The sequence below is a fragment of the Bradyrhizobium sp. MV1.5 genome, from assembly GCF_055807615.1.
Genome location: NZ_JBVVPL010000049.1, coordinates 1 through 25,519, shown reverse-complemented (window position 1 = coordinate 25,519; position 25,519 = coordinate 1). Strand labels below are relative to the sequence as shown.

The following is a 25,519-nucleotide window of genomic DNA, read 5'->3' as shown; positions in this document are numbered from 1 at the left end:
AATGATAAGAGCGGGCGCAGCCATATCTATATCAAATGATATAGTTCAAGCCATTTGGTACCGACGTGCTTTGTTCACATGTGAACAGTCGGAGCCTTCAGCTGACGGTTCGGAACGAAAAGGGCGACTGTTTCATTGACGCGGCGAGACAGCACGGACGCGCCATGGGCAAGATATTGATCAGCACCGCCGTCGTAAGCCTGGCGCTCATCATTGCCTTCGCGGTCTATGTCATCACTCTGTGAATTGCCGACAGCACAAGCCAATGATGGTGCGGCTCGGGAATCACCCGCGCGCGCAGCAATCGACCAACAGGTCCCATATCCGCTGCGCCTCGCCCGATGCGCGGGTTTCCGGACCCTTCTCCGGGTTGGACTGCGAATAGCCCGCCACCGGGTGCGCTTCACGCGGCACGATCCATCTCTGGGAGATCGGGTCGTACCATTTTCCGATCATCATTTCAGTCACGCCGATCGACTCACCGATTTGATTCTGGGCGGAGCTACGGCTCGCGGGCTTCGTCGAATCCCATTCACCGCGCCTCCCCCATTTTACAAATCGGCTTCTTGCGCGATCGTTCCCCCCGCGGCGTCAGCCCGGCCGCGCCGGATGCAGCGTACGGGGATGCCGCTCGTGCAGCAGCCGCGCGAGTTCTTCCCGCTCCGCAGGACGCCCCTTCATGGCGGTCTCGAACAGCGCTTCCTGGATGTCGCGCGGCATGTCACCCCACACGTCCATCGCCGCCCGTCCGAGCAGGCCCGCAAGATGATCCGCACCATCACTCATTCGGCTCTCCTGATCTAATCACGGGAATGGAACAGCTAGGGCTGTGCGGCGTTCCAGTTCCATCATTGTTAAAGGAGTGTCGTTTATGGGTTTCTTCACCAAGGACATCAAATCGATGGAAGACCTGCTGCTGCACGGGCTGCAGGACATCTATTACGCGGAACAGCAGATCCTCAAGGCGCTGCCGAAGATGATCGACAAGGCGACAAACAAAGACCTCGTCGCCGGACTGAAAGCCCATCTGGAAGAGACCAACAAGCAGATCGACAGGCTCGGCAAGGCATTCGCGAAACTCGGCAAGGAGCCCAGTGGCACACACTGTCCCGCCATCGACGGCATCATCAAGGAGGCCGATGAGACCGCGGGCGAAATCGAGGACAAGGCCGTGCTCGACGCCGCGATCGTGGCCAACGCACAGGCCGTCGAGCATTATGAAATGTGCCGCTACGGCACGCTGATCGCCTGGGCGGAGGAACTCGGGCACGACGACATCGTGCGCTTCCTCACGACGAACCTGAACGAAGAGAAGGCCGCCAACACCAAGCTGAACACGGTGGCGCTTCGCAAGGGCGTCAATGCCAAGGCGTCCAGCGCTGCTTGATCGCGACCTGCTGGTCACGGCGTGCTGGTGAAGACGTACTGGACGTGGCGGCCCCGCGGGGCTGCCACGTTCTCGTTGCAGGTTCGGTCAAATGAACGGCTTGCCGCCGGTGACCGCCAAGGTCGCTCCCGATGTGTAGCTCGAGAGCGGATCGGCGAGCATGACAAAGGCGGTCGCGAGTTCGGCCGGTTGGCCGGCCCGCTGCATCGGCACCTGCTTGCCAAAGTTCTTGACCTTGTCCTCCGGCATCGTCGATGGAATCAGCGGCGTCCAGATCGGACCCGGGGCGACCGCATTGACCCGAATGCCCTTCGCCGCCAGCATCTGGGCAAGGCCGCCGGTAAAGTTCTGAATGGCGCCCTTCGTCGTGGCATAAGCCAGCAGGGTGGGATTCGGCATGTCGGAGTTCACCGACGCGGTGTTGATGATCGCCGCTCCCGGGCGCATGTGGGGGACCGCAGCCTTGGTGAGATAGAACATGGCGTGAATGTTGGTCTCGAACGTCCGCTGCCATTCCTCGTCGCTGATATCAGCGATCTCCTTGAAGGTGTCCTGATGCGCCGCGTTGTTGACGAGGATGTCTATTGCGCCGAACGTCTCGACGGTGCGCTGGATGATTGCGCGACAATGATTGGGATTGCGGATGTCGCCGGGGATCAGGACGACCTTGCGTCCCTCGCGCTCCACCAGCGTCTTGACCTCGGCGGCATCCTCCTCTTCGTTCAAGTAGGCGATGACGATGTCGGCACCTTCCCGGGCATAGGCGATCGCGACCGCGCGGCCGATGCCACTGTCGCCTCCGGTGATGATTGCCTTCTTTCCGGCCAGCCGCCCGGAGCCCCTGTAACTTTCCTCGCCGTGATCCGGTCGAGGATTCATCGCGCGCGTCGAGCCGGGCATCGATTGCTGCTGCGGCGGGAAAGGCGGCTTTGGATATTCAGTCATGAAGCGGCTCCAGAGATTTACTCCGCTAACGGAAAGCTTTCGGAAGCGTTCCTCGCGGTTCCATCACGCCTCCTGGCCAAGCCGCACGATGATGTCGTTCGGCAACAGGGGCGGCGCCTCGGCCGCGCCCGATCGCCATAGGCTCTCGCCCGCAACCAGCGCCGGCATGGGCAGTTCGCCGTCCGCGAAATTGGCGACAATCTGCAAGATGTCTCCGTTCTCCGTCCGCCAACGAGCGTCCAGGCCGCCCTTACGCTGGTCCTCTCCCAGCAACTTGCAACTAGCCGACACGAAACCCCGTTTGATCAGCGGCACGATCTTCTCGCGCCGTAGCTTCAGCAATCGGGTTGTGAGGCCGCGAAACCTGGCGCTGGCGGGAGAGCGGTCGATGCCGGTCCAGTCGAGCTTCGATGCCGCGAAGGTTTTTTCATCGCACGGATCCGGAATTCTGGCGCGCATGTCGGGCGTCGAGAACGCCTTGAAATGCGCGAACTCCTTGCGCCGCCCTTCCCGCGTCAGCTCGGCAGCTTCGCCGGACCAGTCGGCGAAAAACAAGAATGGCGTCTCGGCCGCGGCTTCCTCACCCATGAACAACATCGGAATGTGCGGGTTCAAGAGAACCAGCGCCACGGCCTGGTCCAGCTTCTCCGAACTTACCAGCGCGGAAAGCCGCTCCCCGAACGCGCGGTTGCCGATCTGGTCGTGGTTCTGGGCGAAGAAGATGGTGGCCTCAGGCGGCAGATGCGCGCTCGGCTCGCCGCGCGGTTCGTCATGCAGCGGAAAGACTTCGCCCTGATAGGCAAAGCCCTCGGTGAGCGCTCGCGCGAGATGTTCGAGCGGCCTGTCTGCGAAGGCGCGATAATAGCCTTCGTCCTCGCCCGTCAGCAGGACGTGGAGCGCGTTGTGAAAATCATCGCCCCATTGCGCGTCATAGAGCCGGGTTCGCCCTTGCGCTCGGTCGAGCAAGCGGGCCTGATTGGCCTCGTTCTCCAGCATCAGATGCACGCGCCGGCCCGGCAGCTGACTGCGAACCGTCTCGGCAAGCTCGATCAGGAAATGGCGGTCGGAATCGTCTTTCAGGGCGTGAACGGCGTCCAGCCGCAAGCCGTCGAACCCGTAGTCGCGCAGCCACATCAACGCGTTCTCGATCAGGAACTCGCGCACGAACGCGCCGTCGTGTCCCTCGAGATTGACGGCCGGGCCCCAGCTGGTGCTGTGGCGCGTGGTGAAGAAGCTTTCCGCATAGAGGTGCAGGTAATTCAGCTGCGGCCCGAAATGGTTATAGACGACATCGAGATAGACCATGATGTCGAGGGCATGCGCCGCGCGTAACAGCCGCTTGAGGTCTTCCGGCCTGCCGTAGCGTGCATTCGGCGCATTCAGCAGCACGCCGTCATAGCCCCAATTGTGCCGGCCGGGGACGTCATTGAGCGGCATCAGCTCGATTGCGGTAATGCCGAGATCGCGCAGATAGGGCAGCTTCTTCTCGACGCCGGCATAGGTGCCTTCCTCGCTGAAGGTGCCGACATGCAGCTCGTAGATCACGGCTTCCGCCCAGGGGCGGCCGGGATAGAGCACCGAATCCCGGAACGCCGCGGCGTCGATCACCTCGCTCGGCGCCCCGACGTCGTCGGGCTGGAAGAGCGAGGCCGGATCGGGAACGACCAGGTCTCCGTTGATCCTGAACTGATAGCGCGTGCCGACATGCGCGGTGGGACTCAACGATTGGTACCAGCCGTCCTCGTCGCGCGTCATCCGGAGTGGCGGCCGGCCGGCCTCGAGCAATTCGACCGATTGCGCCGTTGGCGCCCAGAGATTGAAGCAGACCCCGTGATCGAGGCATCGAGGACCATGGTGTCGCGCTTGCCCGGCCATTCCCAATCTGTGACTCAAACTGGCCGCCTTTGCGTGGCTGGAAGTAACAGCACGCTTCGCGAGGCTCGATTTTACGATCGCTTGAGCATGCTCAGGACGGGAAAAGCCGAGATGCAGGCATTCGTTCCTCAGGCCGGCGCCACACCCGTTGTGGGCACTTTTGGGCCGAGGTGCGGCGACGATGGGTGGGGAAGATCACTGTTGCAAATGGGGAACGGAATCGCGTGGGCGACGGTTGCAATTCTACACAGGAGTTCTCGCCATGCGCCGCCCGAAGCCGCAACCGATCCGCAACAAGCTCGACTTGGCCGACCGTACTCAGGTGCGCCTCGTCAGAAAGCGTCTCGGACTGTCCGACGCGGAGCTGACCAGCATCGTCGAGCGGACCGGCAACTCGATTGCGGCCATCAGCAAGGAGGCGGCGCTGCAAAGGGCAACCACGCTGCCCAAGCCGGACGATGTGCCTCCTGTCGCCGTGATCGCTTCGGCGACCGTCGGCGAGCAGGCGACGCGGAAGTGACGGCAACTGCACCAAATTCTTGAAGGGCTGTTCGGGGGGAACGATGGATCAACAAGTACATTCGGATGACGCCCTGACGCGAGCGGCCTCAAGCCTGCGCCGCTCCCGCATCAGCGAGGGCAAGCCGTTTCCGCTCGGCGCCACCTGGGACGGGCTCGGCGTCAATTTCGCGCTGTTTTCCGCCCATGCGACCAAGGTCGAACTCTGTCTGTTCGACGACGACGGCGAGACCGAATTAGAGCGGATCGAGCTCCCCGAATATACCGACGAAGTCTGGCACGGCTATTTGCCCGCGGCCCGTCCCGGCACCGTCTACGGCTACCGCGTCCATGGCCCCTACGAACCCGACGCGGGACACCGCTTCAATCCCAACAAGCTCGTGCTCGATCCCTACGCCAAGCAGCTGGTCGGCCGGTTGCGCTGGGGACCGGAGCTGTTTGGTTACCAGCTCGACCATGCCGACAAGGATCTCTCCTACGACGAACGCGACAGCGCGCCCTTGATGCAGAAATGCCGCGTCATCGACCCGGCCTTCACCTGGGGCGCCGCGCGCAAGCCGGAAGTGCCATGGGAGCGGACGATCGTCTATGAGATGCACGTCAAGGGCTTTACCCAGCTGCATCCGCTGGTACCGGACGCAGATCGCGGCACGTTCTCCGGTCTCGCGCATTCGGAAGTTCCGGCCTATTTGCGATCGCTCGGCATCACCAGTGCAGAATTGCTGCCGATCCATGCCTTCGTCGACGACAGCTATCTGGTCGAGAAAGGCCTGCGCAATTACTGGGGCTACAACTCCCTCGCCTTCTTCGCCCCGGAGCCGCGTTACCTCAAGACGCCGTTCGCGAACGAATTCAAGGCCATGGTCAACCAGTTCCACGCCCACGGCATCGAGGTCATCCTCGACGTCGTCTACAATCACACCGCCGAAGGAAACGAGCTCGGCCCGACCCTGTCATTCAAGGGCATCGACAACGCCAGCTATTACCGCCTGCTGCCGGACCAGCGGCGCTATTACATCAACGACACCGGTACCGGGAATACGGTGAACCTGTCGCACCCGCGCGTGCTGCAACTGGTCGCGGATTCGCTGCGCTACTGGGCGACCGAGATGCGGGTTGACGGCTTCCGCTTCGACCTCGCCACCATTCTGGCACGCGAGCCCTATGGCTTCGACGAAGGCGGCGGCTTTCTCGACGCCTGCCGCCAGGACCCCGTGCTCTCCAGCGTCAAGCTGATCGCCGAGCCCTGGGATATCGGTCCGGGCGGCTATCAGGTCGGCCAGTTTCCGCCGGGATGGGCGGAGTGGAACGACAAGTTCAGGGACACCGTGCGCGCTTTCTGGAAGGGCGACGAAGGCACGATCGCGGACTTCGCCAAGCGCGTGTCCGGATCCGGCGATCTCTTCAACAAGCGCGGACGCCGGCCATGGGCCAGCGTCAACTTCGTCACCGCCCATGACGGTTTCAATCTCAACGATCTCGTCTCGTACAACGACAAGCACAACGAAGCCAATGGCGAGGACAATCGCGACGGCCACAGCAACAATCATTCCTGGAACTGCGGCGCCGAGGGACCGACGGACGATCCGGACATCATTGCGCTGCGCGAGCGCCAGAAGCGCAATCTGCTGGCGACCATGCTGTTGTCTCACGGCACGCCCATGCTGCTTGCCGGCGACGAATTCGGACACACCCAGCACGGCAACAACAACGCGTACGCCCAGGACAACGAGACCACATGGCTCGACTGGATGGGCATCACCGCCAACGGCCGCAGCCTGCGCGAATTCACGCGCAAGCTGATCGCCACGCGCAAGGCGTTTCCGATTCTTTACCGCAGCCGGTTCCTGGTCGGCTCCCACAATGAAGAGCTGGACGTGAAGGACGTGACGTGGCTCGCGCCGTCCGGGGAGGAAATGACGACGGAGCAGTGGCAGGACGGCAACGCCAAATGTTTCGCGTTGCTGCTCGACGGCCGCGCCCAGGAGACCGGGATCAAGCGCCGCGGCTCGGACGCAACCATGCTGCTGATCTACAATGCTCATCACGACGTCGTCAATTTCACCTTGCCCGCGGTCGCCGAGGGACGCAGCTGGGTCGGGTTGATCGACACCAATCAACCGGAGGGGCAGATGCCCGCGTTCGACTTCGGGCACGTTTATGCGATGACCGGGCGATCCCTCGTGGTGTTCGGTCTCGCCACCGAGAGCATCGCCACGCGCCGTTTGCGACAGGGCCTCGGCGCGCTGCTGGACGTCGTGGAGGCGCCACTGCCCGGATAATTCGCCATGATAGTGCGAGCAGACGTTTTCGAGTTGATGACGACAGGGAACGCACGCAGGTTACCGGCGTTCGAGGAGATGGGGCATCCATCGGAGAACACCGAGATGAAGTTCACAGGTGTCGTTATCCTCGCTGCCCTCGCATTGCCCGGAGCAGCTTTGGCGCAGGCCAGCAAACCTGACGTTTCGTCCGCGCCAAGCGCGCATAATTCGGGTGCCGGCATTGCCGGACAACCCGGCAACAAGAACGGTCCGGCCGCCAAGCCCGGTGAAACCGTCGGATCGAGCTCGACGAATTCCACTGGCAACACCGCCGTGCAATCGCAGGACCCGTCGCATATTCAGGGCGCACCGGGCAACAAGAATGGGCCGCCCGCCAAGCGTCCGGACCAGCGCTAAACGAACACGTCCACAATCCTGCCGATCGACTTCGAACGACCTGCGCCTGATATCATCGGCGCAGGTCGTTTCGCTAGGAACGAACGCTGAAGCCGCCCGTTCGGGACTCACCTTCTTTCCACTCCCTCCTGCACCGAGAGTCCACCATGTATCATCACGTCAAGAAGCTGATGTTCACCGTTCGCGTCGACGAGCCGGATCCCCGCTTCGGCAACATGCTGCTGGAGCAGTTCGGCGGCGCCAATGGCGAGCTCGCTGCCGCGATGCAGTACTCGATCCAGGGGTTGAACTGCGAGGATCCCGATCGCAAGGACCTCCTGATGGACATCGGCACCGAAGAGCTCAGCCATCTGGAAGTGGTCGGCACGCTGGCGCGGATGCATCTCAAGCCCTCGAAGTTCGACCGCCAGGCGGCCGAAGCCGATCCCCTCATCGCCATCGCGGGCGGCGGCGGAGTCAATCTGTTCAACTCGCAGGGAAATGCCTGGACCGCCGACTATCTGAAGATCACCGGCGAGCTCGACGTCGATCTGCGCAGCAACATCGCCGCAGAGGCGCGGGCCAAGATCGTCTACGAGCGGCTGATCAATTTCTGCGACGACGCCGGCAGCAAGGACGCGCTGCAGTTCCTGATGACCCGCGAGATCACGCACATGAAGGCGTTCGCGCTGGCGCTCGAGAGCATGGGCAAGCCGGCCTTCAGCATCGGCCGCATTGCCCCGACGCCCGGCCTCGTCGACCAGTTCTTCAACGATTCCACCGGTGCCGGCGATCATGGCGAGATCGACACGCGTGGCCCATGGAACGAGGGCGGCGACTGGGTCTTCACGGACTCGCCGGCAATCCAGGCGGGCGAACCGGGTCCGGCCTCGGCCATCGTCGCCGAGAGCTCGCCGCCGGCGGACGAAGCCGGTCTCGGCGATCTGCTCATCAACGAGCTGCGCGATATCCTGCATGCCGAGAAGCAATTGACCAAGGCGCTTCCCAAGATGGCGGAGGCCGCCCGCTTCGACCAGTTGCGCGAGCTGTTCGAGCAGCACCTCGCGGAGACCGAAGCGCAGGTCGAGCGCATCAACCAATGCTTCGAAATGCTCGGCAAATCCGCCCGCGCCAAGCCCTGCAAGGGCATGATGGGCCTCGTCGAGGAAGGCCAGGAGATCATGGCCGAGGGCGAGGACAAGGAGGACGCGGCGGCCGACCTCGCCCTGATCGGCGCGGCGCAGCGCGTCGAGCACTACGAGATCGCGGGCTACACCACGGCGCGCAACCTCGCCCAGCAGCTTCGCCACAGTGCCATTGTCGCCCTGCTGTCGAAATCACTCGCCGAGGAGGAGAACGCCGATCAGCTCCTCAACCAGGTGGCTCGCTCGCTGATGTCGGTGGCGAAAATGCCCGCGGCAGTCGAGCAGACCGAATGATCCTCAGGCGTCGAGGAGTTCGAGGAATTCCTCGACGCGCCTGAACGGGTCCTGATCACGGCGACCGGCGTAGACGACGCGGTCGCCGTCGCGCTGTAGCGCTCCCGCCTGCGACTTCCCCCTGGATTTCCGCAGCCGCCCCGGCAGGAAAGTCGCGGCGACGGCCTCGGGCCCGACATCGAGCCTGACGATGCCGCGCCGCTTGCAATCGATCCGGAGCCTGGCGGATGCGAAGAAGTCGCGGGCCTCCGGCGGCAGCCTGCCGAAACGACGCGAGATCTCCTCCTCCAGATCTTCCAGATCGTCGTCGTTTCGGCACCTGGCAGCGCGGCCATAGATCTCGAGCCGGACCGCTTCCGATTGCACGTAGCCTTCAGGCAACATGTCAGCCAACGGCATATTGAGATCGGGCACCCACAGATCGGCGCCGGTATCGCTGCCTCGCTCGGACGCCCGCTTCAGCAGATGACTGTAGAGCACCGGTCCGAACACCTGGACGTGGCCGGACTGCTGTTCCGAGAACAGATCGCCGGCGCCTCTGAGGTCGAGGTCGCGCTCGCTGATCGCAAAGCCGGCACCCGGCTTGCTGAACTCCTCCAGCACCGCCAGACGCTTCTCGGACTGCTCCGAGGTCGACTCCGTCAGCAGATGGGCAAAGGCGCGCGTGCCGCCGCGTCCCACCCGTCCCCTGAGCTGATGCAGCTGCGCAAGTCCGAACTTTTCGGGCCAGCACACCACGATGGTGTTCGCGCGCGGAATATCGAGACCGCTTTCCACGATATTGGTCGCCAACAGCACGTCCGCCTCGCCATCGACGAAACTCATCATGCGGTCGTCGATCTCGTCCACGGGCAGTCTGCCGTGAAGACAGACGATGCGCAGCTCCGGTGCCACCGATTGCACACGGGCCAGCATCGGCTCCAGATCCTGGATGCGCGGGCAGATCAGAAAGCTCTGACCATGCCGCCTGCGCTCGCGCAGCAGCGCCGCGGCGATGGCAGCGTCGGACAGCGGCGCGATCCTGGTCACGATGGGAAGGCGATGAACCGGCGGCGAGGCGATCACGCTGAGATCCCGGAAGCCGGCAAGTCCCGCCGCGAGCGTGCGCGGGATCGGCGTGGCGCTCATCCACAGCGAATGGGCTCCCTTGGCGAGGCCTGAAAGCTTCGCCTTCTCCGCTGCGCCGAAATGCTGCTCTTCGTCGATGATGACGAGGCCGAGGTCGGCGAACTTCACGTCCTTTGCCGCAAGCGCCTGCGTGCCGACCACGACTTTCAGCGCGCCGCGCCGCAGCCCCTCCTTGGTCTCTCGCGTCTCCGGGCCTGAACTGGCTCGCGACAGGCTTCCCACCTCGATGCCGAGAGGGCCGAACCGCTTGCGGAAGGTTTCGACATGCTGCCGCGCCAGCACGGTCGTCGGCGCGGCGATCGCCACCTGCTTGCCCGACAGCGCCACTGCGGCCGCCGCCCGCAGCGCGACCTCGGTCTTGCCGAAGCCGACGTCACCGCAGATCACCCTGTCCATCGGATGGCCCGCCGCAAGATCGTCGAGGACGTCTTGAATCGCCTGGCCCTGGTCCACTGTCGTGAAATAGGGGAACCGCGCGACGAACTTTTCGTAGGCCGGCCCCGGTGGCACCAGTTTGGGTGCACGACGGCGGAGGCGCTGGCTGATGTGTTTGGCGAGAGCCTTGGCGGCGACCTGGATTTCCGCTTCCGCCTCGGTGCGCCGCGCCCACCAGCTGCTGCCGTCCGCCTTGTCGAGCGTCAGCTTGCCGGGCTCGCCGGCATAGGGCCAGATCACGGCAAGATCGGACGGCGGTACGAGCACGGCATTGTCGCCCGCGAATTTGAGCCTGATCATCTCGCGTCGCGATCCCTTGCCCATGTCGAGGGTCTGCAAGCCATCGAGCACGGCGAGCCCTCGTTGCAGATGGACAATGGCGGCGCCCTTTTCGGGCACATCAGGATGATCGAACGCCGGGTTCCAGGCGCGCGCCATCGGCTGGGGATGATGGGCCCGGCTGCCGAGCACGTCGGAGGCGGTCACGACGACGAGCGGCTTGCGGCCGGCGCCAATGAACCCCGCGTCGAAATCGGCCAGCAGCGCGCCTTCGCGGCTGCGTGCCTTCGTCACCTCGCTCCAATCGGCCAGCCGCTCCGCCTTGATGCCGCTCATGCGCTCCATCGCACGAAGGTCGTCCTCGACGGCTGCGACGAACAGCAGCCGCGATCCGCCGCGCTGCATGTCGGCGACGAAGGCGCGAAGCGCCTTGCGCGGCGAGGCCAGCTTCGAGAACTCCGGCGTCGAGATGAAGGCGGCCTTGCGCGGCAGCACGCTGATGCGCTTCTTCAGCTGCTTCCAGTCCGCCTGCCCCAGATACTCGCGCTCCGCATCCCTGCGGCCGGCAGCGTCCTCGATCGTGCCCAGCCAGCTCTCGGCGTGGGTCGATACCCCGGCATCCGCGATCCATCGCGCGCGGCTGCAATAATCCGGCAGAGTCGCCCGCTGTCCGCGCGTAGCTCCCAGCGCGATCCGCTCGGACATCGGATCGATGATCAATTCGGCGGTCTCGTAGACGACCTCGTGCTCGATGGGATCGACGGCGACGATCTTGCGGATCGTGTCTCCGGAATGCTCGATCCGGAAGGGAGCGAGCGCGCCAGCGGGAAACACTTCGAACGTCTTGCCGTGGAACAGGACGCCGCCCGGATACTCCGCCTCTTCGTCGAGATCGTAGCCGAGAGCCTCCAAGCGGGTCTCCAGCTCGGGCCCGGAATAGGGCGCGCCCACCTTCAGCGTGAGGCTCGACCGCGACCAGCTCGCCGGCAGCGGCAGCCGTTCCATGATCGCTTCCGCGGTGGACACCAGGAAGACGGGCTTCTTTGCCTTGGCGAGACGCCGCAGCACCGAGCTGCGCCGGCCCGCGATCTCGCGGGAGGGCTCGAGGCCGTCGAAGGGCAGCGTGTTCAGGCGCGGAAACACCAGCACGTCGACCGAGGGATCGAGGGCGTGGATCACACCGCCCAGTCGCTCCGCCCTGCTCTCGTCGTCGCAGAGGAAGACGAGGCCGTCGCGGCCGGACTTCTCCCACTGCTCGAGCAGATGCAGCGCCAGCATGCCGAGCGGCGATGAGGAGGCGACCGCGGAACGCGAGGCGCTCTTGTCCAGGCGCTGGCTTGTCGAGCTCGTGCTTCTCGAGCTCGTGCTCTTCGTGCTCTTGCGTTTCGCGCTTTTGCTTATCGAGCCTTTGCTTTTCGAGCTCTTGCTTTTTGTCTTTATCGCGCCGGTGGTGGCCCGGGCTTTCCTGGTGGGCGCCAATGTGTATCCAACTTTGTTTCGCAAATAGAGGCGAGCGACGACGAGCCCTCCCGTCGAGCTCCGTCGATAACGCGCCTCGGGCCTGAGCGCCCAGTGACGTCATTACAATTTTGCAATTGCGTTGAAAAGCAGAGACAGCGGGGGAAGGCAAGCGGCCTGAGCGGGCAGAAGCTAACGGCCAGGCGGCTATTGCAGGACCTTCGGCAGCACCACGACCACGTCCACGCTCTGCGCAAGGATCTGCGTTGCGACCACGGCGAGCTGGTGCGAGAACTCGTCCTCGATCTCGGCCGCGCAGTCCTCGTCGCTGGCGATGGCAAACAGCAGATTACCGTCGATCTCGTCGAACCGGATGCCGGCGAACAGGCGATCGAAAATCTCGGCGCCCGCGATGTACGCGATTCGCGCCTGGATGGCCTGGTCCTCGACGAGCGACAACTTCCTCATGGACGCAACATATGGCCGCACCACCCGAATGCAAGAGCAGGAGAGCGCTGGCGCGGCGTGCCTTGCGAACTATATTGGTGGCATCGTCCCGCCCGACCGCCATTTGCCCTTGAGGAAATTCTTGATTCTGTTCCTGCTGCTGATCTTCCTGCCGATCGGCGTATCGGCCGGCCGCTATTATTTGCGCGGCGACGGCCGCGGCAACTGGCAGACCGCGGATCGCTCCAGCGCCGGCCTGCTGCCGCCCGCATCCGCCAATCCGGATGCGCTGATCCGCGTGTTCGCCGCGCGCACCGTGCGCTGGCGCAGTATTTTTGCCGTCCACACCTGGATTGTCGTCAAGGAGAAGGGCGCCCCGACGTACAGCCGATACGACTACACGGCCTGGGGCGACCCTGTTCGCAGCAACGGCTTTGCGCCCGACGGCCGCTGGTTCGGCGCCCTCCCGGAAACGGTCGTCGCCGTCGACGGCGCGCGGGCCGAAGCGCTGATTCCCAAGATCCGCGCCGTCATCGAGAATTACAGGTTCCGCGCCTATGGCGACTACAGCGCCTGGCCGGGACCGAATTCCAACACCTTCGTGCAGGCGGCGCTCGACGCCGTTCCCGAGCTACGCGCTGTGCTGCCGCCGACCGCCATCGGCAAGGACTTTCCCTACAGCGGACGCTGGGCCGGCATCACGGCGTCCGGCACCGGACTCTACGCTTCGCTGTCGGGCTATCTCGGCATGACCATCGGCTGGGTCGAAGGGGTCGAGATCAATTTCCTCGGCGCGGTGCTCGGCCTCGACATCCGCCGCCCCGCGCTGAAGCTTCCAGGCATAGGCCGCCTGGGTGTCGCGGCCGGCGCGTAAAGCAATGACGGAGCAGTCCCATCAAAGTCGGTGCCCTCCCAGGCTTGCCGACATCGTCCTTCCAATGTGTGCTTCAGGTCACAGCAGAATCGAGCGCCTTGGCCTAGACTGAACTTGCATGGCCGCAAACAAGGTAACGGCGGTACGCACGAGGCTGGAGAGGCGACCAACAGCTACGGACTTTTGAAGCCGCCAGGTGAAGAACTCGGCGGCTTTTTCTCTGTCCAGGAACGCGCGGCCTGAAGCTTGTTCGCTGCCGATGTGGCTACCGGAACTTCTACCGTTTGTCTGAGCAATCCGAGGGCCTCCGCTGATCGCGCTCTTCTTCGATCTGCCGTTCGGCCTCGAGCCAAAACTCCACGTCCCGATCGACCGGGCGACCGGCCTGCTCCCAGAGTTCGTACGCGCGCGCTCGCACCTTGCCGCGCCGCATCATGCGAAGCAGCTTTTGCTTCAGCTCCTCGGCGAACGTCCTGAATCGCTGGACAGTGGTTTCGTCTTTGACAAGGGCTGCCGCTCGCGTTGCGAGTTCGATCTGGTGCTCTATCTTTTGCCGCTCGTCCACCGCAAACCCCGCCGTAGCCACGGGCCTGCGTCGCAGCCCGTGCTGCTCACAACCTCAATTCCTGCTGGAAGGCTCTGTTCCGCCTTCAATGCCAGGTCCTTCAATGCTAAGTCCTTCAATGCCAGGTCCTTCAATGCCACGTCGTGTCCGCTTCGACGATCACCGCCCTTGTTTCGGGATCTTCCGTCGCGTTGCAGGTGCAGGGCATGCCCTCACCGCATCGACAGCCGCCCAATTCGTCGCTCCAGGCGCGGAGCGGATGGTTTTCGCAGACCCATCCCAGACCGTGGCAGAATGGGCACCTCTTGTTGGTCACAGCGTATCCGGCGTCCGCATGGGGTTCGACTTGTCCTCGTTGCGCAGCTCCTGCTCGGCCGCGTGCCAGAACTCTTCCTCGCGGCCTTCCGGCTTGCCCGCCTGTTCCCACAAGCGGTGCGCGCGTTCTCTGATGTCGTGATCGGTTGGCTCGGGCATTGTGTCTCCTGCGAAGAGACACGGCCCCACCCTGGGGGGTATGGGGGCTTGGAGGCGGGGCCGTGCAGGCCAGCAAATCGGCGGCGACGCTGGCCCGCTGAGTCAAGCCTCAATGGTGCGCAAGAGTTCCTAGCGAGAACGTTGTCATCAGCCGAAATCCGCGATACGGGCGTCGAGCGCAAACATGCTTTGATAAACTTCCGGCTCGCTCGCCACGGCCATGACGTCGGGGGCAATTTCCGCGGCTTTGAGCAAGGCGGCCTGCAGCGACGAGACGTCGAGCGCCTCGATCAGCAAGAGCCCCGCGAAAAAGCCCTCGTTCGTCCGCATGCCCTTCTCAGCGGTCCGCACCGATGTCCGCGCCTCGTCGGTCGCGCCGATCTGCACCGCGGCAACCCCGTCGCACGCAACGAACGTCTGAGCCAGACCTTGGGGATCTTTCGGCAACGTCTCGATCCGCAGCGCCACGATCGATGCGCCTTCGCCCCGCCCTGCCCGCGCGATCATGACGCCCCCGCCCCGCATGAAATTGCCGAGCTTCGGCATGATGCGCTGGGACCACGGCGTCGGTGCGTTGAGGCGCGCCAGATAGGCCTCGCCGTCGAGGACCTCCGGCGTCTCCAGCTCATACACAATGAAGAAGCGGTTGATGTCGTCCCTTGCCGCGCGGAAGACACGCGATGCCAGGAACCCCTTCGTCGTTACGCGCTCGGTCGTGTGCTCACGCGTCAGCCAATGCCGGTAGTCGGTCAGGTCGTGAGCCTCGACGTCGCTCCAGATGGCGAGAAATCCCGTGCCGCGCATTGCGCCCTCCATGCCTACGCCTTGCCGCCGGCCGCAAGCCCGCGCAGAGCCGGTGCAATGGTCTCAGGCAATTGCCCCAGCCGTTGGACGGCCGCGAGCATCGCGGCGAGATAGCCATAGGGACCCAGTCCGCAAATGACCGCCGTGCAGGCGCTCGACGTGATCGAGTGGCGGTGCAGCTCGTCCCGCGCGTGGATGTTCGAGATATGCACCTCGATCTTCACACCCTCGAAAATCTTCAGCGCATCGATCAGCGCGATCGAGGTGAATGAATAGGCCGCGGGATTCATAATGATGACGTCCGCGTTGCCATGGGCGGACTGGATCAGGCTGACGAGTTCACCCTCCATGTTCGATTGATGGAACGACATCGAAACGCCGAGCTGGTCGGCCAGCGCGCGGCAGCTCGCCTCGATCTCATCGAGCGTCGTCGAGCCGTAGATGTGGGGCTCGCGGATGCCGAGGAAATTAAGATTGGGTCCGTTGAGGATCATGATCCTTGCGGCCATTTTCGCTTGTCCTTCTTTTGTTGCCGACGCGTCTAGCCGGCGAACCATTTGGCAGGGGCTGTTACGAGCCCCGGGAACAGAATCATCAGGAACAGAACCACGAGCTGCGCAATCAAGAAGGGCCAGACGCCCTTGATGATATCCTCCATGCTGATCCTGGAGACACCGCAAACCACATTGAGCACGATACCGACCGGCGGCGTGATCAGGCCGATCGCATTGTTGATGATGAAGAGAACACCAAAGTAGACGGGATCGATGCCCGCCGCCTTGACGATCGGCATCAGAATCGGCGTGAGGATGAGGATGGTCGGCGTCATGTCGAGGGCCGTTCCCACGATCACCACCACGACCATGATCGCAAGCATCAGGAGCGTGTTGTTGCCCATGAAAGGCTTGAGCAGGGCGACGATCTGTGCCGAAATCTCGGACACGGTGATGAGCCAAGACGATACCAGCGCCGCTGCCACCAGAAACATCACGATGCTCGTCGTCAGGGCCGAGGAGACGAACACCTCGTAAAGCTGCGACGGTTTCAGTTCCCGATAGATGCAGGTCGCGACGAACAGCGAATAGACGGCGACGACCACTGCGGCTTCGGTCGGGGTGAAGATACCGAAGCGCAGGCCGACGATGATGATGACCGGCAGCATCAACGCCCAGAAGCCGTCGACCACCGCTTTCACCATTTCCGAGAGCGATGCCCTTGGCGGCGGCGTCAGGTTCTCCCGGCGCACCACCCACCACCAGGCCAGGCAGAGCCCTGCCCCGAGCAAGATCCCCGGGACGATCCCGGCCAGGAACAGTTTTGAGATCGACACGCCCGCGGCGACACCGAAAATGACGAATCCGATGCTGGGCGGAATCACGGGCGCGATGATGCCGCCGGCCGCCACCAGACCCGCCGCATAGGACTTCTTGTGACCCGCCGCCACCATCATCGGCACCAGCAGGGCGGCCAGCGCCGCGGCATCGGCTGCCGCGGAGCCGGAGAGCGACGCAAGGATGCAGGACGCGAGGATCGTTACGTAACCAAGTCCGCCGCGAAAATGGCCGACCGCGACGAGCGCAACGTTGACGATTCGCTTGGCCAGGCCGCCCTTGTTCATGACCTCGCCGGCGAGCATGAAGAAGGGAATGGCCATGAGCGGAAAGCTGTCTGCGCCGTTGATGACGTTCTGCGCCACGATCTGCGCGTCGAACATGTCGATCGTGCTCATCAGGGCCACGCCGCAGACGATCAGCGCAAAGGCGATCGGCATGCCCAGCGCCATGGCGCCGAGCAGCGAGAAGGTGAAGACGGCAATGGTCATCGCGTGATCCCGGTGATTTCCAGGATGAGAGCGCCGGGCGGCACGATACGGGGAGACAGCATCAGTGCTCCTCCGATTCCCTGACGGCCACCATGTCGGCTTCGCTGGCCTGTCCGGACATGACACGGAACAGGTCGTAGAGAAGGATCACTCCGGCCGAAACGCCGAAAATCACGCCCACGCCATAGAAGATGCCGAGTGACAGGCCGGTCGCCGGCGCGCGGTCGTCGATATTGATGATCGTCTGACGCCAACTTCCCGAGAGCAGAAGCCAGTCGGCAAACAGCATCAGGACATAGCTGACGATGAAGCAGATGCGTTTGCCGTAAGCCGGCAGCATCCGCACAAGGCTATCGACGCCGAGATGGGCGTGCTCACGCATTGCCACGACCGCACCGAGGAAAGTCAGCCAGACCAGGAGCCAGCGCGACAGCTCCTCGGAAATCGCGATACCGGAGTTGAAGCCGTAGCGCAGCACCACGTTGCCGAACACCAGCACCACCATCACCGCAAGAAATGCGGCAATGATACCCTTCAGCAGGGTGCAATAGAGGTCGAGAAATCGCGCCATACGTGCCGTCCGGGCAAGGTCAGTTCAAGAGCCGGCCGACCGGTCGGCTCCTACTTATGCATGCTGACAAGGTCGACTATTTCACGTCCTTGCGGATGCGGTCGAGCTCGTCGTTGAAGAGCTTGACCGCGTCCGGCTTGAGACTGGCGGCAATCTTGTCGACCACCGGCTGCGCCGTCTTGCGCATGCGATCGAGCTCTTCCGGCGCAACGGTGTTGTACTGCATGCCCTTCGCCTGCAATTCGGAGAGGGCCTTTTCGGTCTGAAGGCGCGTCTGCTCCTTTTGATAGCCTCGGCTCTCCTCATACGCCTCGCGCATCAGGCGCTGCTCGGTCGGCGAGAGCTTGTCCCAGAACGCCTTGCTCACCAGGATGATGTTCAGGGTGAAGGTGTGATTGGTGGCGGAGACGTATTTCTGCACTTCGTAGAACTTGTTGGAGAGAATGACCGTGAAGGGGTTCTCCTCGCCGTCGACGGTGCGGGTCTCCAATGCGGAATAGAGTTCGCCGAAGGCCATCGGAACGGGATTGGCCTTAAATGATCCGAAGGTCTCGAGGTAGACCGGGTTGGGAATGACGCGAAGCTTGAGGCCGTTGAAATCCTCGACCTTCGTGATCGGCCGCGTGCTATTGGTGACGTTGCGGAATCCGAGGCCCCAATATCCCAGACCGATCAGCCCCTTCGGCGGCAACGTATCGAGCATTGACGTGCCGAATTTGCCGGTCCCGAGCGCGTCGGCCTGCTCGATAGTCTTCACGATGAACGGAAAGTCGATGAGGCCGAACTCCGGCACGACGGTTGCGAGCGACGTCGTCGAGGCCGACAGCATTTCCTGGGTACCGCCGCGCAGCGCCGATTGCTGCTGCAGCTCGTTGCCGAGCTGCGAGGCCGCGAACTCACGGACCTTCATCTTGCCCCCGCTCTTCGCCAGCAGGATCTCCGCAAATTTCTGCACCCCCGCGCTGACGGGGTGATCGGTGTTGTTCAGATGTCCCCACCTGATCGTGCGCTCCTGAATGTCCTCAGCGGATGCACCGACCGTCAGCGCCACGCAGATCGCCGTCGCAGACAGCGCCCGTACCAACAAGCTCATCGTTTCCTCCCTGTTCGAACGGGCGCGAACGGCGGCTTAAGCCATCATTTTTCGTACCCTCAGTCTATTTAGACATCACACATATATTTCCATGTCAAATGACGATCTTTGTTTCGTATGATGATTTACTATACGTCTGACACTGGAAATCTGCTATATTGCTGGCAACATTGATGGTTCGGCCGCCTCCGAAGTGGCCGACCGACCGGGACAGGCGGGATCAGAAGGCATGACGTCACTCGAGGAACGGCCCCTGTCGGCGGGCGACAGCGGCTATCAGCGCATCCGGGCCGACATCATTTTCGGGGTGCTCACGCCGTCCGGACGTCTCAAGCTCGACGCCATGAAGGAGGACTACGGCGTCAGCATCTCCACGCTGCGCGAGATCCTCAATCGTCTGACCTCCGAGGGATTCGTGGTCGCGGAGGGCCAGCGCGGCTTCGAGGTGGCGCCGATATCCATCCAGAACCTGCGTGAGCTCGCCGGTCTGCGTATCCTGCTGGAGCAGCATGCAATGGCCGAGTCGTTTCGTGCCGGCGACGTCGAGTGGGAGGGCCGCGTGGTGTCCGCGCATCACAAGCTGGCGGCCACCGAACGCACGGTCCTCAAGGAGGGGGACGATCCCGAGCTGCGCAAACGCTACGATGGCGAATTCCACCAGGCTCTCATCTCGAGTTGCGGTTCGCGCGAGCTGATGCAGACCCACGCGATCGTGTTCGACAAATATTTCCGCTATGCGCTGCGCTACCGCGGCGCGGAGACGATCAACCAGCACAAGGCGCTGCTGGACTGCGCGCTCAAGCGCGACATCAAAGGCGCTAAAACCGTGCTCACCGACCACATCAACGGCTGCGTCGCGCACGCCCTCGCCTCCTGGAACGAGGATTGATCGTCCGCGGCCTGACGTCGTTCGGAGACAGCGCTCGTCGCTGCAATCGGATTTCGGGATGACTCCTGACATGATCCCCGCGCATCGGGTCGAGACCGCGGTCGCCGCAGGCGACATCCTCGGCGAGACGCCATTGTGGTGCGACCGCTCGCGCAAGCTGTGGTGGGTCGACATCGACCGGCGGCTGCATCAATCCTTCGATCCGGCGACCGGCGCGCATCAGGTCTTTCCCTACGCGTGCAACTCGCTCGGCAGTCAGGCCTTGACGGCAGATGGCTCCCACCTGCTCGCGCAGGATCTGGGGCTTTATCGCCACTCGCCCAGTGGCGGTCCTCCAGGCCAGCTCTGTGAGGTCGAAAGCGGCCGCGACAACCGCCTGAATGACGGACGCGTCGACGCGCGGGGCCGGCTGTGGATCGGCACCATGGACAACCAGCTGCATCGGCCGAACGGGGCGCTGTATCGGGTGGAGGCGGACGGCCGGACAACGCACATGTTCGGCGATGTCATCGTGACGAACGGAATCGCGTTCTCGCCCGACAATCGCACACTTTATTTCACGGATACGAGGCGATACCGCACCTGGCAGTTCGACTTCGATCTCGACGACGGCGTGATCCGCAACAGACAGCTGTTCGCGGACTACAGCGCCTCCGGGGAGAGGCCGGACGGCGCGTGCATCGACGTTGCGGGCGGACTGTGGACCGCATTCTTCTCCGGCGGCCGGGTGGTGCGCTATCGGCCGGACGGCCGGATCGATACCGTCATTCCGGTGCCGGCGACCAACCCGACCTGCGTGTGCTTCGGCGGAGCCGATCTGAAGACCCTGTTCGTGACGACGGCGAGAAAGTTTCTGGATCGCGAGCAATTGGGCCGCGAACCCCAAGCGGGTCATGTTCTGGCCATCGATGGCATCGCACAGGGACTTCCAGAACACCGCTTCGGCAATTCATCCTGAACCTTTGCACGGGTCATCGTGAGCCGGCTTCGCTACCATTTCTCGCCGAAGGGACGAATCTCCAGCTCGAAGGTCCATGCGCTCTTGGGTTGCTGATAGAGCATCCAGTAGGATTCGGCGACCGACGATGGCGGCATCAGGAGGTCGGGATTGTCAAGCGCGTTCGGACCGAGCGCCTCGATCCGCCGTTGCCGGACCCATTCCGTGTCGACGCCGGAATCGATGATCAGATGCGCCACGTGAATGTTCTTCGGGCCCAATTCGCGCGCCGCGGCTTGCGCGACCGCCCGCAGCCCGAACTTGGCGCTGGCGAAGGCCGCATAGCCGCTTCCGCCGCGCAAGCTCGCCGTCGCACCGGTGAAGAAGATATTGCCCTGGCCGCGGGGCAGCATCAGGCGCGCTGCCTCGCGGCCGGCGAGGAAGCCGGAATAGCAAGCCATTTCCCAGACCTTGCGGAACACCCGTTCGGTCGTGTCCAGAAGCGGAAAGTTGACGTTGGCGCCGACGTTGAAGATGCAAACCTCGAGCGGGGCGTGCTTGTCGGCATCGCCGAGAAACGAGATGATCTGGTCTTCCTTGCGCGCATCGAGCGCGCGCGCGTGAATTTCGCCGCCGGCCTGCTCGATCTCCTTGACGAGCGGTTCGAGCTTGGCGCCGTCGCGGCGTCCCGCAAACACCGTAAAGCCCTCGGAGGCGAACTTCTTTGCAATCTCGCTGCCGATAAAATCACCGGCGCCGATCACGGCCACGGTCGCGTTTCTCTTTTGCAAGGGTCTTCTCCCGGTCAGGTCTGGATCCGGTCGTCGGACCATCATCCAGGCCGCATATTATCTTACAGTTCTGAAAACGAACTGTCAATTTCTGCGCGATTTTCCCATCTGATTTAGCCTTTCAAAGACATTGTTTCACAGTCAGTTCCGATTTAGAATGGTAACAACACCAAAGGCTTCCTGGACGATTCGCGCAGAAGCCGCGGGCAGAGTGGAGATCTGGAATGAAATGGGGTGAGCTGGAGGACGAGCCGTGTTCGATGGCCCGAACCATCGGCGTGATCGGCGACCGCTGGACCCTTCTGATCCTGCGTGAATGCTTCCTGCGCACGCGCCGTTTCGAGGGGTTTCAGTCTTCGCTCGGAATCACGCGCCACCTGCTCGCCGAACGGCTGAAGAAGCTGGTCCGGCAGGGCGTGTTGCGTCGTATCCCCTATCAGGACTCGCCCAAGCGGCACGAATACATCCTCACCCAGAAGGGGCTCGATCTCTATCCGATCATGATGGCGATCGTGCACTGGGGCGACACCCATATGGTCGACGCGCGCGGACGACCTTTGCTGCATCAACACCGCAAATGCGGCAAGGACTTCGATCCGGTCATGGTTTGCTCCGAATGCGGCGAGCCGCTTTTGGCCAAGGAGGTTCATACCCACCCCGGCCCAGGTGCTCGACGCATCCCGGCATCGACGGCGCCGGAGAAGCCCAAGGCAAAGACAAAGGCAAAGGCCCACCGCAGCGCCGCGTGAGCTGGCCGCGTAGCGCCAGCAACGTTGACATATCCCTGAAAATGGTGCGTCCGATCTTTCAAACGGGCATGAACTCTCGTCCCCGCGGCGCCTTCGCGCGAGCTTTTCTTCGTCGCTCCACCCTCAAATCCAAGAGGGCACAGGGAAGGCCGGGGGCCGGCTGACACCCGCAGTCCGCTGCGCGAAAAGCACATGGGCGAGTTCACCCTCTATCCACCACGCACTGCGCACCATCGATAACATAGGCCGCGTGACGAAAATCCCTGATGGTGGCGAGCTTGCCGGCGGACCAGTCGAGCAGCATGAAATATTTCGCGCGCCCGCTCGGCTCATTCGGATCGAACACCAGGATCGCGGGACGTCCCTCGACCTGCCCCGTCACCAGGTGCCAGTCGCTGACCTTCGAATAATTGCCGAAATAGTTCGACACCTCGGCCTTGCCTTTCAGCCTGGTGCGGTTGACGAGCTCGAGCCTGACGTCGTCGGCGATCATGGCGCGGATCGCGTCGAAGTCGCGGGCGTTGAAATGGCCGACATAGGCGTTGAGCCGCGTCCGATCGGCTTCCGACAGGCCCGGCTGCGACACGTCGTCCGGCTCTCCGGCGAACTCACGCAGCTGCGTGCGTCCGCGATGCAGCGCGGCCTTCGCCGCCGGCAGGCTGAAATCCATGATGTCGCAGACCTCGGCAAGCGAGCAGCCGAGCACGTCCATCAGGATCACGCTGGAGCGCTGCGCCACCGGCAGCCGCATGAAGGTGCGCAGGCTGGTCGCTGCGATCTGGCGGCTTTCCACATCATCGAGCCGGTCGGCAATCATCTCCACCTCCTCGGCCGAATGCAGCGCCTCCTGCCGGTTGCGGCGGCGCAGGAAATCCAGCGCGGTGTTGTGCGCGATGCGGAACAGCCAGCCCTCCATATTGACAGGCGTGACCGATTGCAGCGCTTCCATCGCCTTGATCAGCGCATCCTGCAGCACATCCTCACCGTCGATGACCGAGCCGACCATGCGGGCGCAGTAGCGATGCAGCTTCGGCCGCATCCGCGCCAGCAGGGCCTCGACATCGACGGTGGCCAGGGGGTCTGGCGCCATTGCTCCTCCGCTTCGCTTGGTCAGGACTCGTCCAGCATACGATAGTTACCGACGATCCTCACATCACGAACCAGCGGCGGCTCGGAGCAGCGGTCACGGATGCCGTCCTGGAAGGCCTGAAACGCCTTGAGTTTCGGGATCGGGCTCGAGCCGTCCTCGGTCGCGGCCTCGACAAGATGGATGAAGGTGTCGTCCTCCAGCCGCAGCGTCAGATAGCGCACACCGTCCGGCCCGGCCGCCTTCAATTCCGCAAATACGGCCGAAACCAGCTCGGCATTCCGATCGGCCAGCTCCGGCCTGGCCTTGTACCTTATCAACGTCCTTCTCATCGCGCGCTCCTTGCTCATGTCGCGACCTGGTTCGCTCAAAATCGCGCAAATGGCCGCATCACCCCAAGACGTTTGCCGGTCGGCGAAGGATGCGGCCCGGAACAAATTATTTTTGGGCGCATCCTTTGCCGCTCAGCCCTCGTCTCACCCGCAGAACGCGCCGCGACAGGCTGGCGCGACACACGGAGACAGGGCGATGCAGACCCCGACCGATCGCGCCGCGCAGAACTGGGTGCTCGGCATCACCGCGCTGGCATCCTTCATGATGGCGCTGGACGCCATGATCATCACGACGGCATTCGCGACCATCCGCGCCGAATTCGGCAGCCCGGTCGAAACGCTGCAATGGACCGTCAACGCCTTCAACCTGACCTTTGCCGTGCTGCTCCTGACCGGGGCCGCGCTCGGCGACCGCTTCGGTCGCCGCCGCATGTTCGCGACCGGGATCGCCCTGTTCGTCGTTGCATCGGCGGCCTGTGCGCTGGCAGGCAGTGCCACCGCGCTGATCGCCGCCCGTGCGCTGCAGGGCGCCGGCGCTGCGCTGGTGATGCCGCTGGCGATGGCGATCCTGAGCGGCACGTTCGGCCGCGAGGAGCGCGCCCGCGCGCTCGGCATTTTCGCCAGCATCACCGGCTGCGCGCTGATCATCGGCCCCGCCATCGGCGGCTTCATCACCGAACATTTCGGCTGGCGCTGGGTGTTCTGGATCAACCTGCCGATCGGCCTGATCGCGATCGCCCTGGTGCTGGCACGGTTGCGCGAAAGCTTCGGCCCGGCCGCCGCGTTGGACATCCCCGGACTGGTGCTTGTTGCGCTTGCGGCGCTGGCCTGGGTGTGGAGCCTGTTGCGCGGCAACGCCGTGGGGTGGGCGAGCGCCGAAATCATGGCCACGCTGATGGCAGGCTTGGTGTTCACGGCCGGCTTCGTGCTCTGGGAATTGCGCGCGGCCGCGCCAATGGTGCCGATGCGGCTGTTCGCATCGCGCGCGCTTGCCTCCGGCATGTCCGCAAGCGTGCTGTTCTACGCCGCGATGTATGGAGTCTTGTTCCTGCTGCCGCAGTTCCTCCAGACCACGCTGGGCTTCGACGCCTTCGGCGCCGGACTTCGCCTGCTGCCCTGGACAGCGACGCTGTTCGTCACCGCCCCGATCGCCGGCGCGGTCGTCAACAGGTTCGGCGAGCGGCCGCTGGTGGTGACGGGATTGCTGATGCAGGCGATCGGCCTCGGCTGGATCGCGGAGATCGTGAGCCCCGCGGTTGCCTACTCCGCTCTGGTCGCGCCGCTGGTGCTGGCCGGCGTCGGTGTCTCGATGGCGATGCCGGCAGCCCAGAACGCCATCCTGAGCTCGGTCGCGGTGGCCGAAATGGGCAAGGCGTCCGGCATCTTCAACATGGGCCGCTTCCTCGGCGGCATGTTCGGCATCGCCGCGCTGGTGGCGAACTTCTCGGCCCATGGCGGGGTCGATTCGGCCGCTCATTTCGAGAGCGGATTTGCCGCGGCGATGAGCCTCGCCGCAACGCTGTCGCTGGCCGGCGCGATTGCGGGGTGTTTCCTACCGGCACGGCGACGGACCGCCGGAGCAGCGGCGCCGCAAGATGCGTGAGGCTGACAACACCGGAGTTTTGTTATCGGGCTGGCGCCTTGTGTCGCCACCCTTCTTTCTGATCATGAAGCGTCGTTCCAAAATGAAAACGACATCTGGTGGAAGGCATCGCAGTCCTCTGACACGCATTGCAATCCGCAGGACACGCTTTCGCATTCTCGCGGCGAAATTCGCCCGAGGTTTGCCTGGTCACTCCACCCTCAAATCCAAGAGGGCGCAGGGAAGGCCGGGTGCTGACCTCGCACCCGCGGTCCGCTGCGCGAAGATGTAGCGCAAAAGAACCGCACAGCAGCATACAGGTGGTGCCAATCACTCGGCCTTCCCTGCGCGATGGTCGGACGGCTTATGCCGTGCTC

General features: G+C 63.5%; 27 protein-coding genes. 11 read left to right on the top strand and 16 right to left on the bottom strand.

The genetic code is table 11. The features are described from left to right. Positions 1-285: 285 nt before the first annotated feature. Entirely contained in the window at positions 286-468 is a 183-nt protein-coding gene (locus AC0L2J_RS30230; RefSeq protein ID WP_156527006.1) for a hypothetical protein, read from the bottom strand. A gap of 123 nt (positions 469-591) precedes the next feature. Continuing rightward, positions 592-786, bottom strand: coding sequence for a hypothetical protein (locus tag AC0L2J_RS30225; protein ID WP_007614011.1), 195 nt, complete (start codon positions 784-786; stop codon positions 592-594). An 85-nt stretch (positions 787-871) separates the two neighbouring features. On the opposite strand from AC0L2J_RS30225, the gene AC0L2J_RS30220 reads away from it, so the two are divergent. Beyond that, the gene (locus AC0L2J_RS30220; protein ID WP_063995046.1) at positions 872-1,387 is read left to right on the top strand and encodes a YciE/YciF ferroxidase family protein; all 516 of its coding nucleotides are present in this window, start codon (positions 872-874) and stop codon (positions 1,385-1,387) included. Between the two features lie 87 nt (positions 1,388-1,474). Here the strand turns inward: AC0L2J_RS30220 and AC0L2J_RS30215 are convergent, their stop codons facing one another. Both AC0L2J_RS30215 and treZ read right to left on the bottom strand, forming a co-directional pair. After that, complete coding sequence (locus AC0L2J_RS30215; protein WP_473395436.1) at positions 1,475-2,332, bottom strand: SDR family oxidoreductase; 858 nt, start codon at positions 2,330-2,332, stop codon at positions 1,475-1,477. A 63-nt stretch (positions 2,333-2,395) separates the two neighbouring features. Further along, positions 2,396-4,207: a malto-oligosyltrehalose trehalohydrolase gene (treZ, locus tag AC0L2J_RS30210; RefSeq protein ID WP_473395435.1), complete on the bottom strand. Its 1,812-nt coding sequence runs from the start codon at positions 4,205-4,207 to the stop codon at positions 2,396-2,398. A 262-nt stretch (positions 4,208-4,469) separates the two neighbouring features. On the opposite strand from treZ, the gene AC0L2J_RS30205 reads away from it, so the two are divergent. From AC0L2J_RS30205 to AC0L2J_RS30190, 4 genes are all read left to right on the top strand, one after another. Next, complete coding sequence (locus AC0L2J_RS30205; RefSeq protein WP_007614018.1) at positions 4,470-4,727, top strand: DUF3606 domain-containing protein; 258 nt, start codon at positions 4,470-4,472, stop codon at positions 4,725-4,727. A 43-nt stretch (positions 4,728-4,770) separates the two neighbouring features. Continuing rightward, on the top strand, positions 4,771-7,008 hold the full coding sequence (glgX, locus tag AC0L2J_RS30200; protein ID WP_473395434.1) for a glycogen debranching protein GlgX: 2,238 nt from the start codon (positions 4,771-4,773) through the stop codon (positions 7,006-7,008). Positions 7,009-7,113: 105 nt separating this feature from the next. Next, the gene (locus AC0L2J_RS30195; RefSeq protein ID WP_063996831.1) at positions 7,114-7,407 is read left to right on the top strand and encodes a hypothetical protein; all 294 of its coding nucleotides are present in this window, start codon (positions 7,114-7,116) and stop codon (positions 7,405-7,407) included. 146 nt (positions 7,408-7,553) lie between these two features. Continuing rightward, positions 7,554-8,825 carry a DUF892 family protein gene (locus AC0L2J_RS30190; protein ID WP_473395433.1) on the top strand — a complete coding sequence of 424 codons (1,272 nt, stop codon included), beginning with the start codon at positions 7,554-7,556 and terminating at the stop codon, positions 8,823-8,825. Between the two features lie 3 nt (positions 8,826-8,828). On the opposite strand, the gene AC0L2J_RS30185 is transcribed toward AC0L2J_RS30190, so the two are convergent. Beyond that, positions 8,829-11,945, bottom strand: coding sequence for a DEAD/DEAH box helicase (locus AC0L2J_RS30185; RefSeq protein ID WP_473395432.1), 3,117 nt, complete (start codon positions 11,943-11,945; stop codon positions 8,829-8,831). Here AC0L2J_RS30185 and AC0L2J_RS30180 point away from each other — a divergent pair. Next, positions 11,944-12,174, top strand: coding sequence for a hypothetical protein (locus AC0L2J_RS30180; RefSeq protein WP_473395431.1), 231 nt, complete (start codon positions 11,944-11,946; stop codon positions 12,172-12,174). The genes AC0L2J_RS30185 and AC0L2J_RS30180 overlap by 2 nt on opposite strands. 158 nt (positions 12,175-12,332) lie before the next feature. Here AC0L2J_RS30180 and AC0L2J_RS30175 read toward each other — a convergent pair whose 3' ends face one another. Next, positions 12,333-12,593: a hypothetical protein gene (locus AC0L2J_RS30175; RefSeq protein WP_007614033.1), complete on the bottom strand. Its 261-nt coding sequence runs from the start codon at positions 12,591-12,593 to the stop codon at positions 12,333-12,335. A 121-nt stretch (positions 12,594-12,714) separates the two neighbouring features. Here AC0L2J_RS30175 and AC0L2J_RS30170 point away from each other — a divergent pair, with 121 nt between their 5' ends. After that, positions 12,715-13,446 carry a DUF3750 domain-containing protein gene (locus AC0L2J_RS30170; protein ID WP_063995039.1) on the top strand — a complete coding sequence of 244 codons (732 nt, stop codon included), beginning with the start codon at positions 12,715-12,717 and terminating at the stop codon, positions 13,444-13,446. A 277-nt stretch (positions 13,447-13,723) separates the two neighbouring features. On the opposite strand, the gene AC0L2J_RS30165 is transcribed toward AC0L2J_RS30170, so the two are convergent. The 7 genes from AC0L2J_RS30165 to AC0L2J_RS30135 all read right to left on the bottom strand — a co-directional run bounded on the left by AC0L2J_RS30165 (position 13,724) and on the right by AC0L2J_RS30135 (position 18,775). Further along, positions 13,724-14,011 (bottom strand): DUF2934 domain-containing protein, encoded by a 288-nt coding sequence (locus AC0L2J_RS30165; RefSeq protein ID WP_063996830.1) that lies wholly within the window; start codon positions 14,009-14,011, stop codon positions 13,724-13,726. 312 nt (positions 14,012-14,323) lie between these two features. Next, the gene (locus AC0L2J_RS30160) at positions 14,324-14,485 is read right to left on the bottom strand and encodes a DUF2934 domain-containing protein (protein ID WP_007595988.1); all 162 of its coding nucleotides are present in this window, start codon (positions 14,483-14,485) and stop codon (positions 14,324-14,326) included. 147 nt (positions 14,486-14,632) lie between these two features. Then, positions 14,633-15,289, bottom strand: a complete 657-nt coding sequence (locus AC0L2J_RS30155; RefSeq protein ID WP_473395429.1) for a hypothetical protein — start codon at positions 15,287-15,289, stop codon at positions 14,633-14,635. A gap of 14 nt (positions 15,290-15,303) precedes the next feature. Next, positions 15,304-15,798: a type II 3-dehydroquinate dehydratase gene (locus AC0L2J_RS30150; protein ID WP_007614037.1), complete on the bottom strand. Its 495-nt coding sequence runs from the start codon at positions 15,796-15,798 to the stop codon at positions 15,304-15,306. Between the two features lie 32 nt (positions 15,799-15,830). Continuing rightward, positions 15,831-17,111 (bottom strand): TRAP transporter large permease, encoded by a 1,281-nt coding sequence (locus tag AC0L2J_RS30145; protein ID WP_007614040.1) that lies wholly within the window; start codon positions 17,109-17,111, stop codon positions 15,831-15,833. A gap of 61 nt (positions 17,112-17,172) precedes the next feature. Further along, the gene (locus tag AC0L2J_RS30140; RefSeq protein WP_007614042.1) at positions 17,173-17,682 is read right to left on the bottom strand and encodes a TRAP transporter small permease; all 510 of its coding nucleotides are present in this window, start codon (positions 17,680-17,682) and stop codon (positions 17,173-17,175) included. 76 nt (positions 17,683-17,758) lie between these two features. After that, complete coding sequence (locus tag AC0L2J_RS30135) at positions 17,759-18,775, bottom strand: TRAP transporter substrate-binding protein (protein ID WP_473395428.1); 1,017 nt, start codon at positions 18,773-18,775, stop codon at positions 17,759-17,761. 229 nt (positions 18,776-19,004) lie between these two features. On the opposite strand from AC0L2J_RS30135, the gene AC0L2J_RS30130 reads away from it, so the two are divergent. Then, the gene (locus tag AC0L2J_RS30130; protein ID WP_473395427.1) at positions 19,005-19,664 is read left to right on the top strand and encodes a GntR family transcriptional regulator; all 660 of its coding nucleotides are present in this window, start codon (positions 19,005-19,007) and stop codon (positions 19,662-19,664) included. Positions 19,665-19,722: 58 nt separating this feature from the next. Next, complete coding sequence (locus tag AC0L2J_RS30125) at positions 19,723-20,622, top strand: SMP-30/gluconolactonase/LRE family protein (RefSeq protein WP_473395426.1); 900 nt, start codon at positions 19,723-19,725, stop codon at positions 20,620-20,622. A gap of 32 nt (positions 20,623-20,654) precedes the next feature. Here the strand turns inward: AC0L2J_RS30125 and AC0L2J_RS30120 are convergent, their stop codons facing one another. Beyond that, positions 20,655-21,392: an SDR family oxidoreductase gene (locus AC0L2J_RS30120; protein ID WP_007614048.1), complete on the bottom strand. Its 738-nt coding sequence runs from the start codon at positions 21,390-21,392 to the stop codon at positions 20,655-20,657. 224 nt (positions 21,393-21,616) lie between these two features. Between AC0L2J_RS30120 and AC0L2J_RS30115 the strand changes: the two genes are divergently transcribed. Next, on the top strand, positions 21,617-22,141 hold the full coding sequence (locus tag AC0L2J_RS30115) for a winged helix-turn-helix transcriptional regulator (protein ID WP_063995035.1): 525 nt from the start codon (positions 21,617-21,619) through the stop codon (positions 22,139-22,141). Positions 22,142-22,343: 202 nt separating this feature from the next. On the opposite strand, the gene AC0L2J_RS30110 is transcribed toward AC0L2J_RS30115, so the two are convergent. After that, positions 22,344-23,231, bottom strand: a complete 888-nt coding sequence (locus AC0L2J_RS30110) for a sigma-70 family RNA polymerase sigma factor (RefSeq protein WP_473395425.1) — start codon at positions 23,229-23,231, stop codon at positions 22,344-22,346. Positions 23,232-23,251: 20 nt separating this feature from the next. Then, complete coding sequence (locus tag AC0L2J_RS30105) at positions 23,252-23,560, bottom strand: hypothetical protein (protein WP_473395424.1); 309 nt, start codon at positions 23,558-23,560, stop codon at positions 23,252-23,254. Between the two features lie 196 nt (positions 23,561-23,756). Here AC0L2J_RS30105 and AC0L2J_RS30100 point away from each other — a divergent pair, with 196 nt between their 5' ends. Continuing rightward, entirely contained in the window at positions 23,757-25,163 is a 1,407-nt protein-coding gene (locus tag AC0L2J_RS30100) for a DHA2 family efflux MFS transporter permease subunit (RefSeq protein WP_473395423.1), read from the top strand. Positions 25,164-25,519 lie beyond the last annotated feature (356 nt).

What these genes read in the sequence shown, in the direction of transcription:
- AC0L2J_RS30225 (WP_007614011.1), bottom strand. Translation starts at nt 786, where the DNA reads ATGAGTGATGGTGCGGATCATCTTGCGGGCCTGCTCGGACGGGCGGCG.
- AC0L2J_RS30220 (WP_063995046.1), top strand. Translation starts at nt 872, where the DNA reads ATGGGTTTCTTCACCAAGGACATCAAATCGATGGAAGACCTGCTGCTG.
- AC0L2J_RS30215 (WP_473395436.1), bottom strand. Translation starts at nt 2,332, where the DNA reads ATGACTGAATATCCAAAGCCGCCTTTCCCGCCGCAGCAGCAATCGATG.
- treZ (WP_473395435.1), bottom strand. Translation starts at nt 4,207, where the DNA reads ATGGCCGGGCAAGCGCGACACCATGGTCCTCGATGCCTCGATCACGGG.
- AC0L2J_RS30205 (WP_007614018.1), top strand. Translation starts at nt 4,470, where the DNA reads ATGCGCCGCCCGAAGCCGCAACCGATCCGCAACAAGCTCGACTTGGCC.
- glgX (WP_473395434.1), top strand. Translation starts at nt 4,771, where the DNA reads ATGGATCAACAAGTACATTCGGATGACGCCCTGACGCGAGCGGCCTCA.
- AC0L2J_RS30195 (WP_063996831.1), top strand. Translation starts at nt 7,114, where the DNA reads ATGAAGTTCACAGGTGTCGTTATCCTCGCTGCCCTCGCATTGCCCGGA.
- AC0L2J_RS30190 (WP_473395433.1), top strand. Translation starts at nt 7,554, where the DNA reads ATGTATCATCACGTCAAGAAGCTGATGTTCACCGTTCGCGTCGACGAG.
- AC0L2J_RS30180 (WP_473395431.1), top strand. Translation starts at nt 11,944, where the DNA reads ATGCCGAGCGGCGATGAGGAGGCGACCGCGGAACGCGAGGCGCTCTTG.
- AC0L2J_RS30185 (WP_473395432.1), bottom strand. Translation starts at nt 11,945, where the DNA reads ATGCTGGCGCTGCATCTGCTCGAGCAGTGGGAGAAGTCCGGCCGCGAC.
- AC0L2J_RS30175 (WP_007614033.1), bottom strand. Translation starts at nt 12,593, where the DNA reads ATGAGGAAGTTGTCGCTCGTCGAGGACCAGGCCATCCAGGCGCGAATC.
- AC0L2J_RS30160 (WP_007595988.1), bottom strand. Translation starts at nt 14,485, where the DNA reads ATGCCCGAGCCAACCGATCACGACATCAGAGAACGCGCGCACCGCTTG.
- AC0L2J_RS30155 (WP_473395429.1), bottom strand. Translation starts at nt 15,289, where the DNA reads ATGCGCGGCACGGGATTTCTCGCCATCTGGAGCGACGTCGAGGCTCAC.
- AC0L2J_RS30150 (WP_007614037.1), bottom strand. Translation starts at nt 15,798, where the DNA reads ATGGCCGCAAGGATCATGATCCTCAACGGACCCAATCTTAATTTCCTC.
- AC0L2J_RS30145 (WP_007614040.1), bottom strand. Translation starts at nt 17,111, where the DNA reads ATGACCATTGCCGTCTTCACCTTCTCGCTGCTCGGCGCCATGGCGCTG.
- AC0L2J_RS30140 (WP_007614042.1), bottom strand. Translation starts at nt 17,682, where the DNA reads ATGGCGCGATTTCTCGACCTCTATTGCACCCTGCTGAAGGGTATCATT.
- AC0L2J_RS30135 (WP_473395428.1), bottom strand. Translation starts at nt 18,775, where the DNA reads ATGAGCTTGTTGGTACGGGCGCTGTCTGCGACGGCGATCTGCGTGGCG.
- AC0L2J_RS30130 (WP_473395427.1), top strand. Translation starts at nt 19,005, where the DNA reads ATGACGTCACTCGAGGAACGGCCCCTGTCGGCGGGCGACAGCGGCTAT.
- AC0L2J_RS30125 (WP_473395426.1), top strand. Translation starts at nt 19,723, where the DNA reads ATGACTCCTGACATGATCCCCGCGCATCGGGTCGAGACCGCGGTCGCC.
- AC0L2J_RS30115 (WP_063995035.1), top strand. Translation starts at nt 21,617, where the DNA reads ATGAAATGGGGTGAGCTGGAGGACGAGCCGTGTTCGATGGCCCGAACC.
- AC0L2J_RS30110 (WP_473395425.1), bottom strand. Translation starts at nt 23,231, where the DNA reads ATGGCGCCAGACCCCCTGGCCACCGTCGATGTCGAGGCCCTGCTGGCG.
- AC0L2J_RS30105 (WP_473395424.1), bottom strand. Translation starts at nt 23,560, where the DNA reads ATGAGAAGGACGTTGATAAGGTACAAGGCCAGGCCGGAGCTGGCCGAT.
- AC0L2J_RS30100 (WP_473395423.1), top strand. Translation starts at nt 23,757, where the DNA reads ATGCAGACCCCGACCGATCGCGCCGCGCAGAACTGGGTGCTCGGCATC.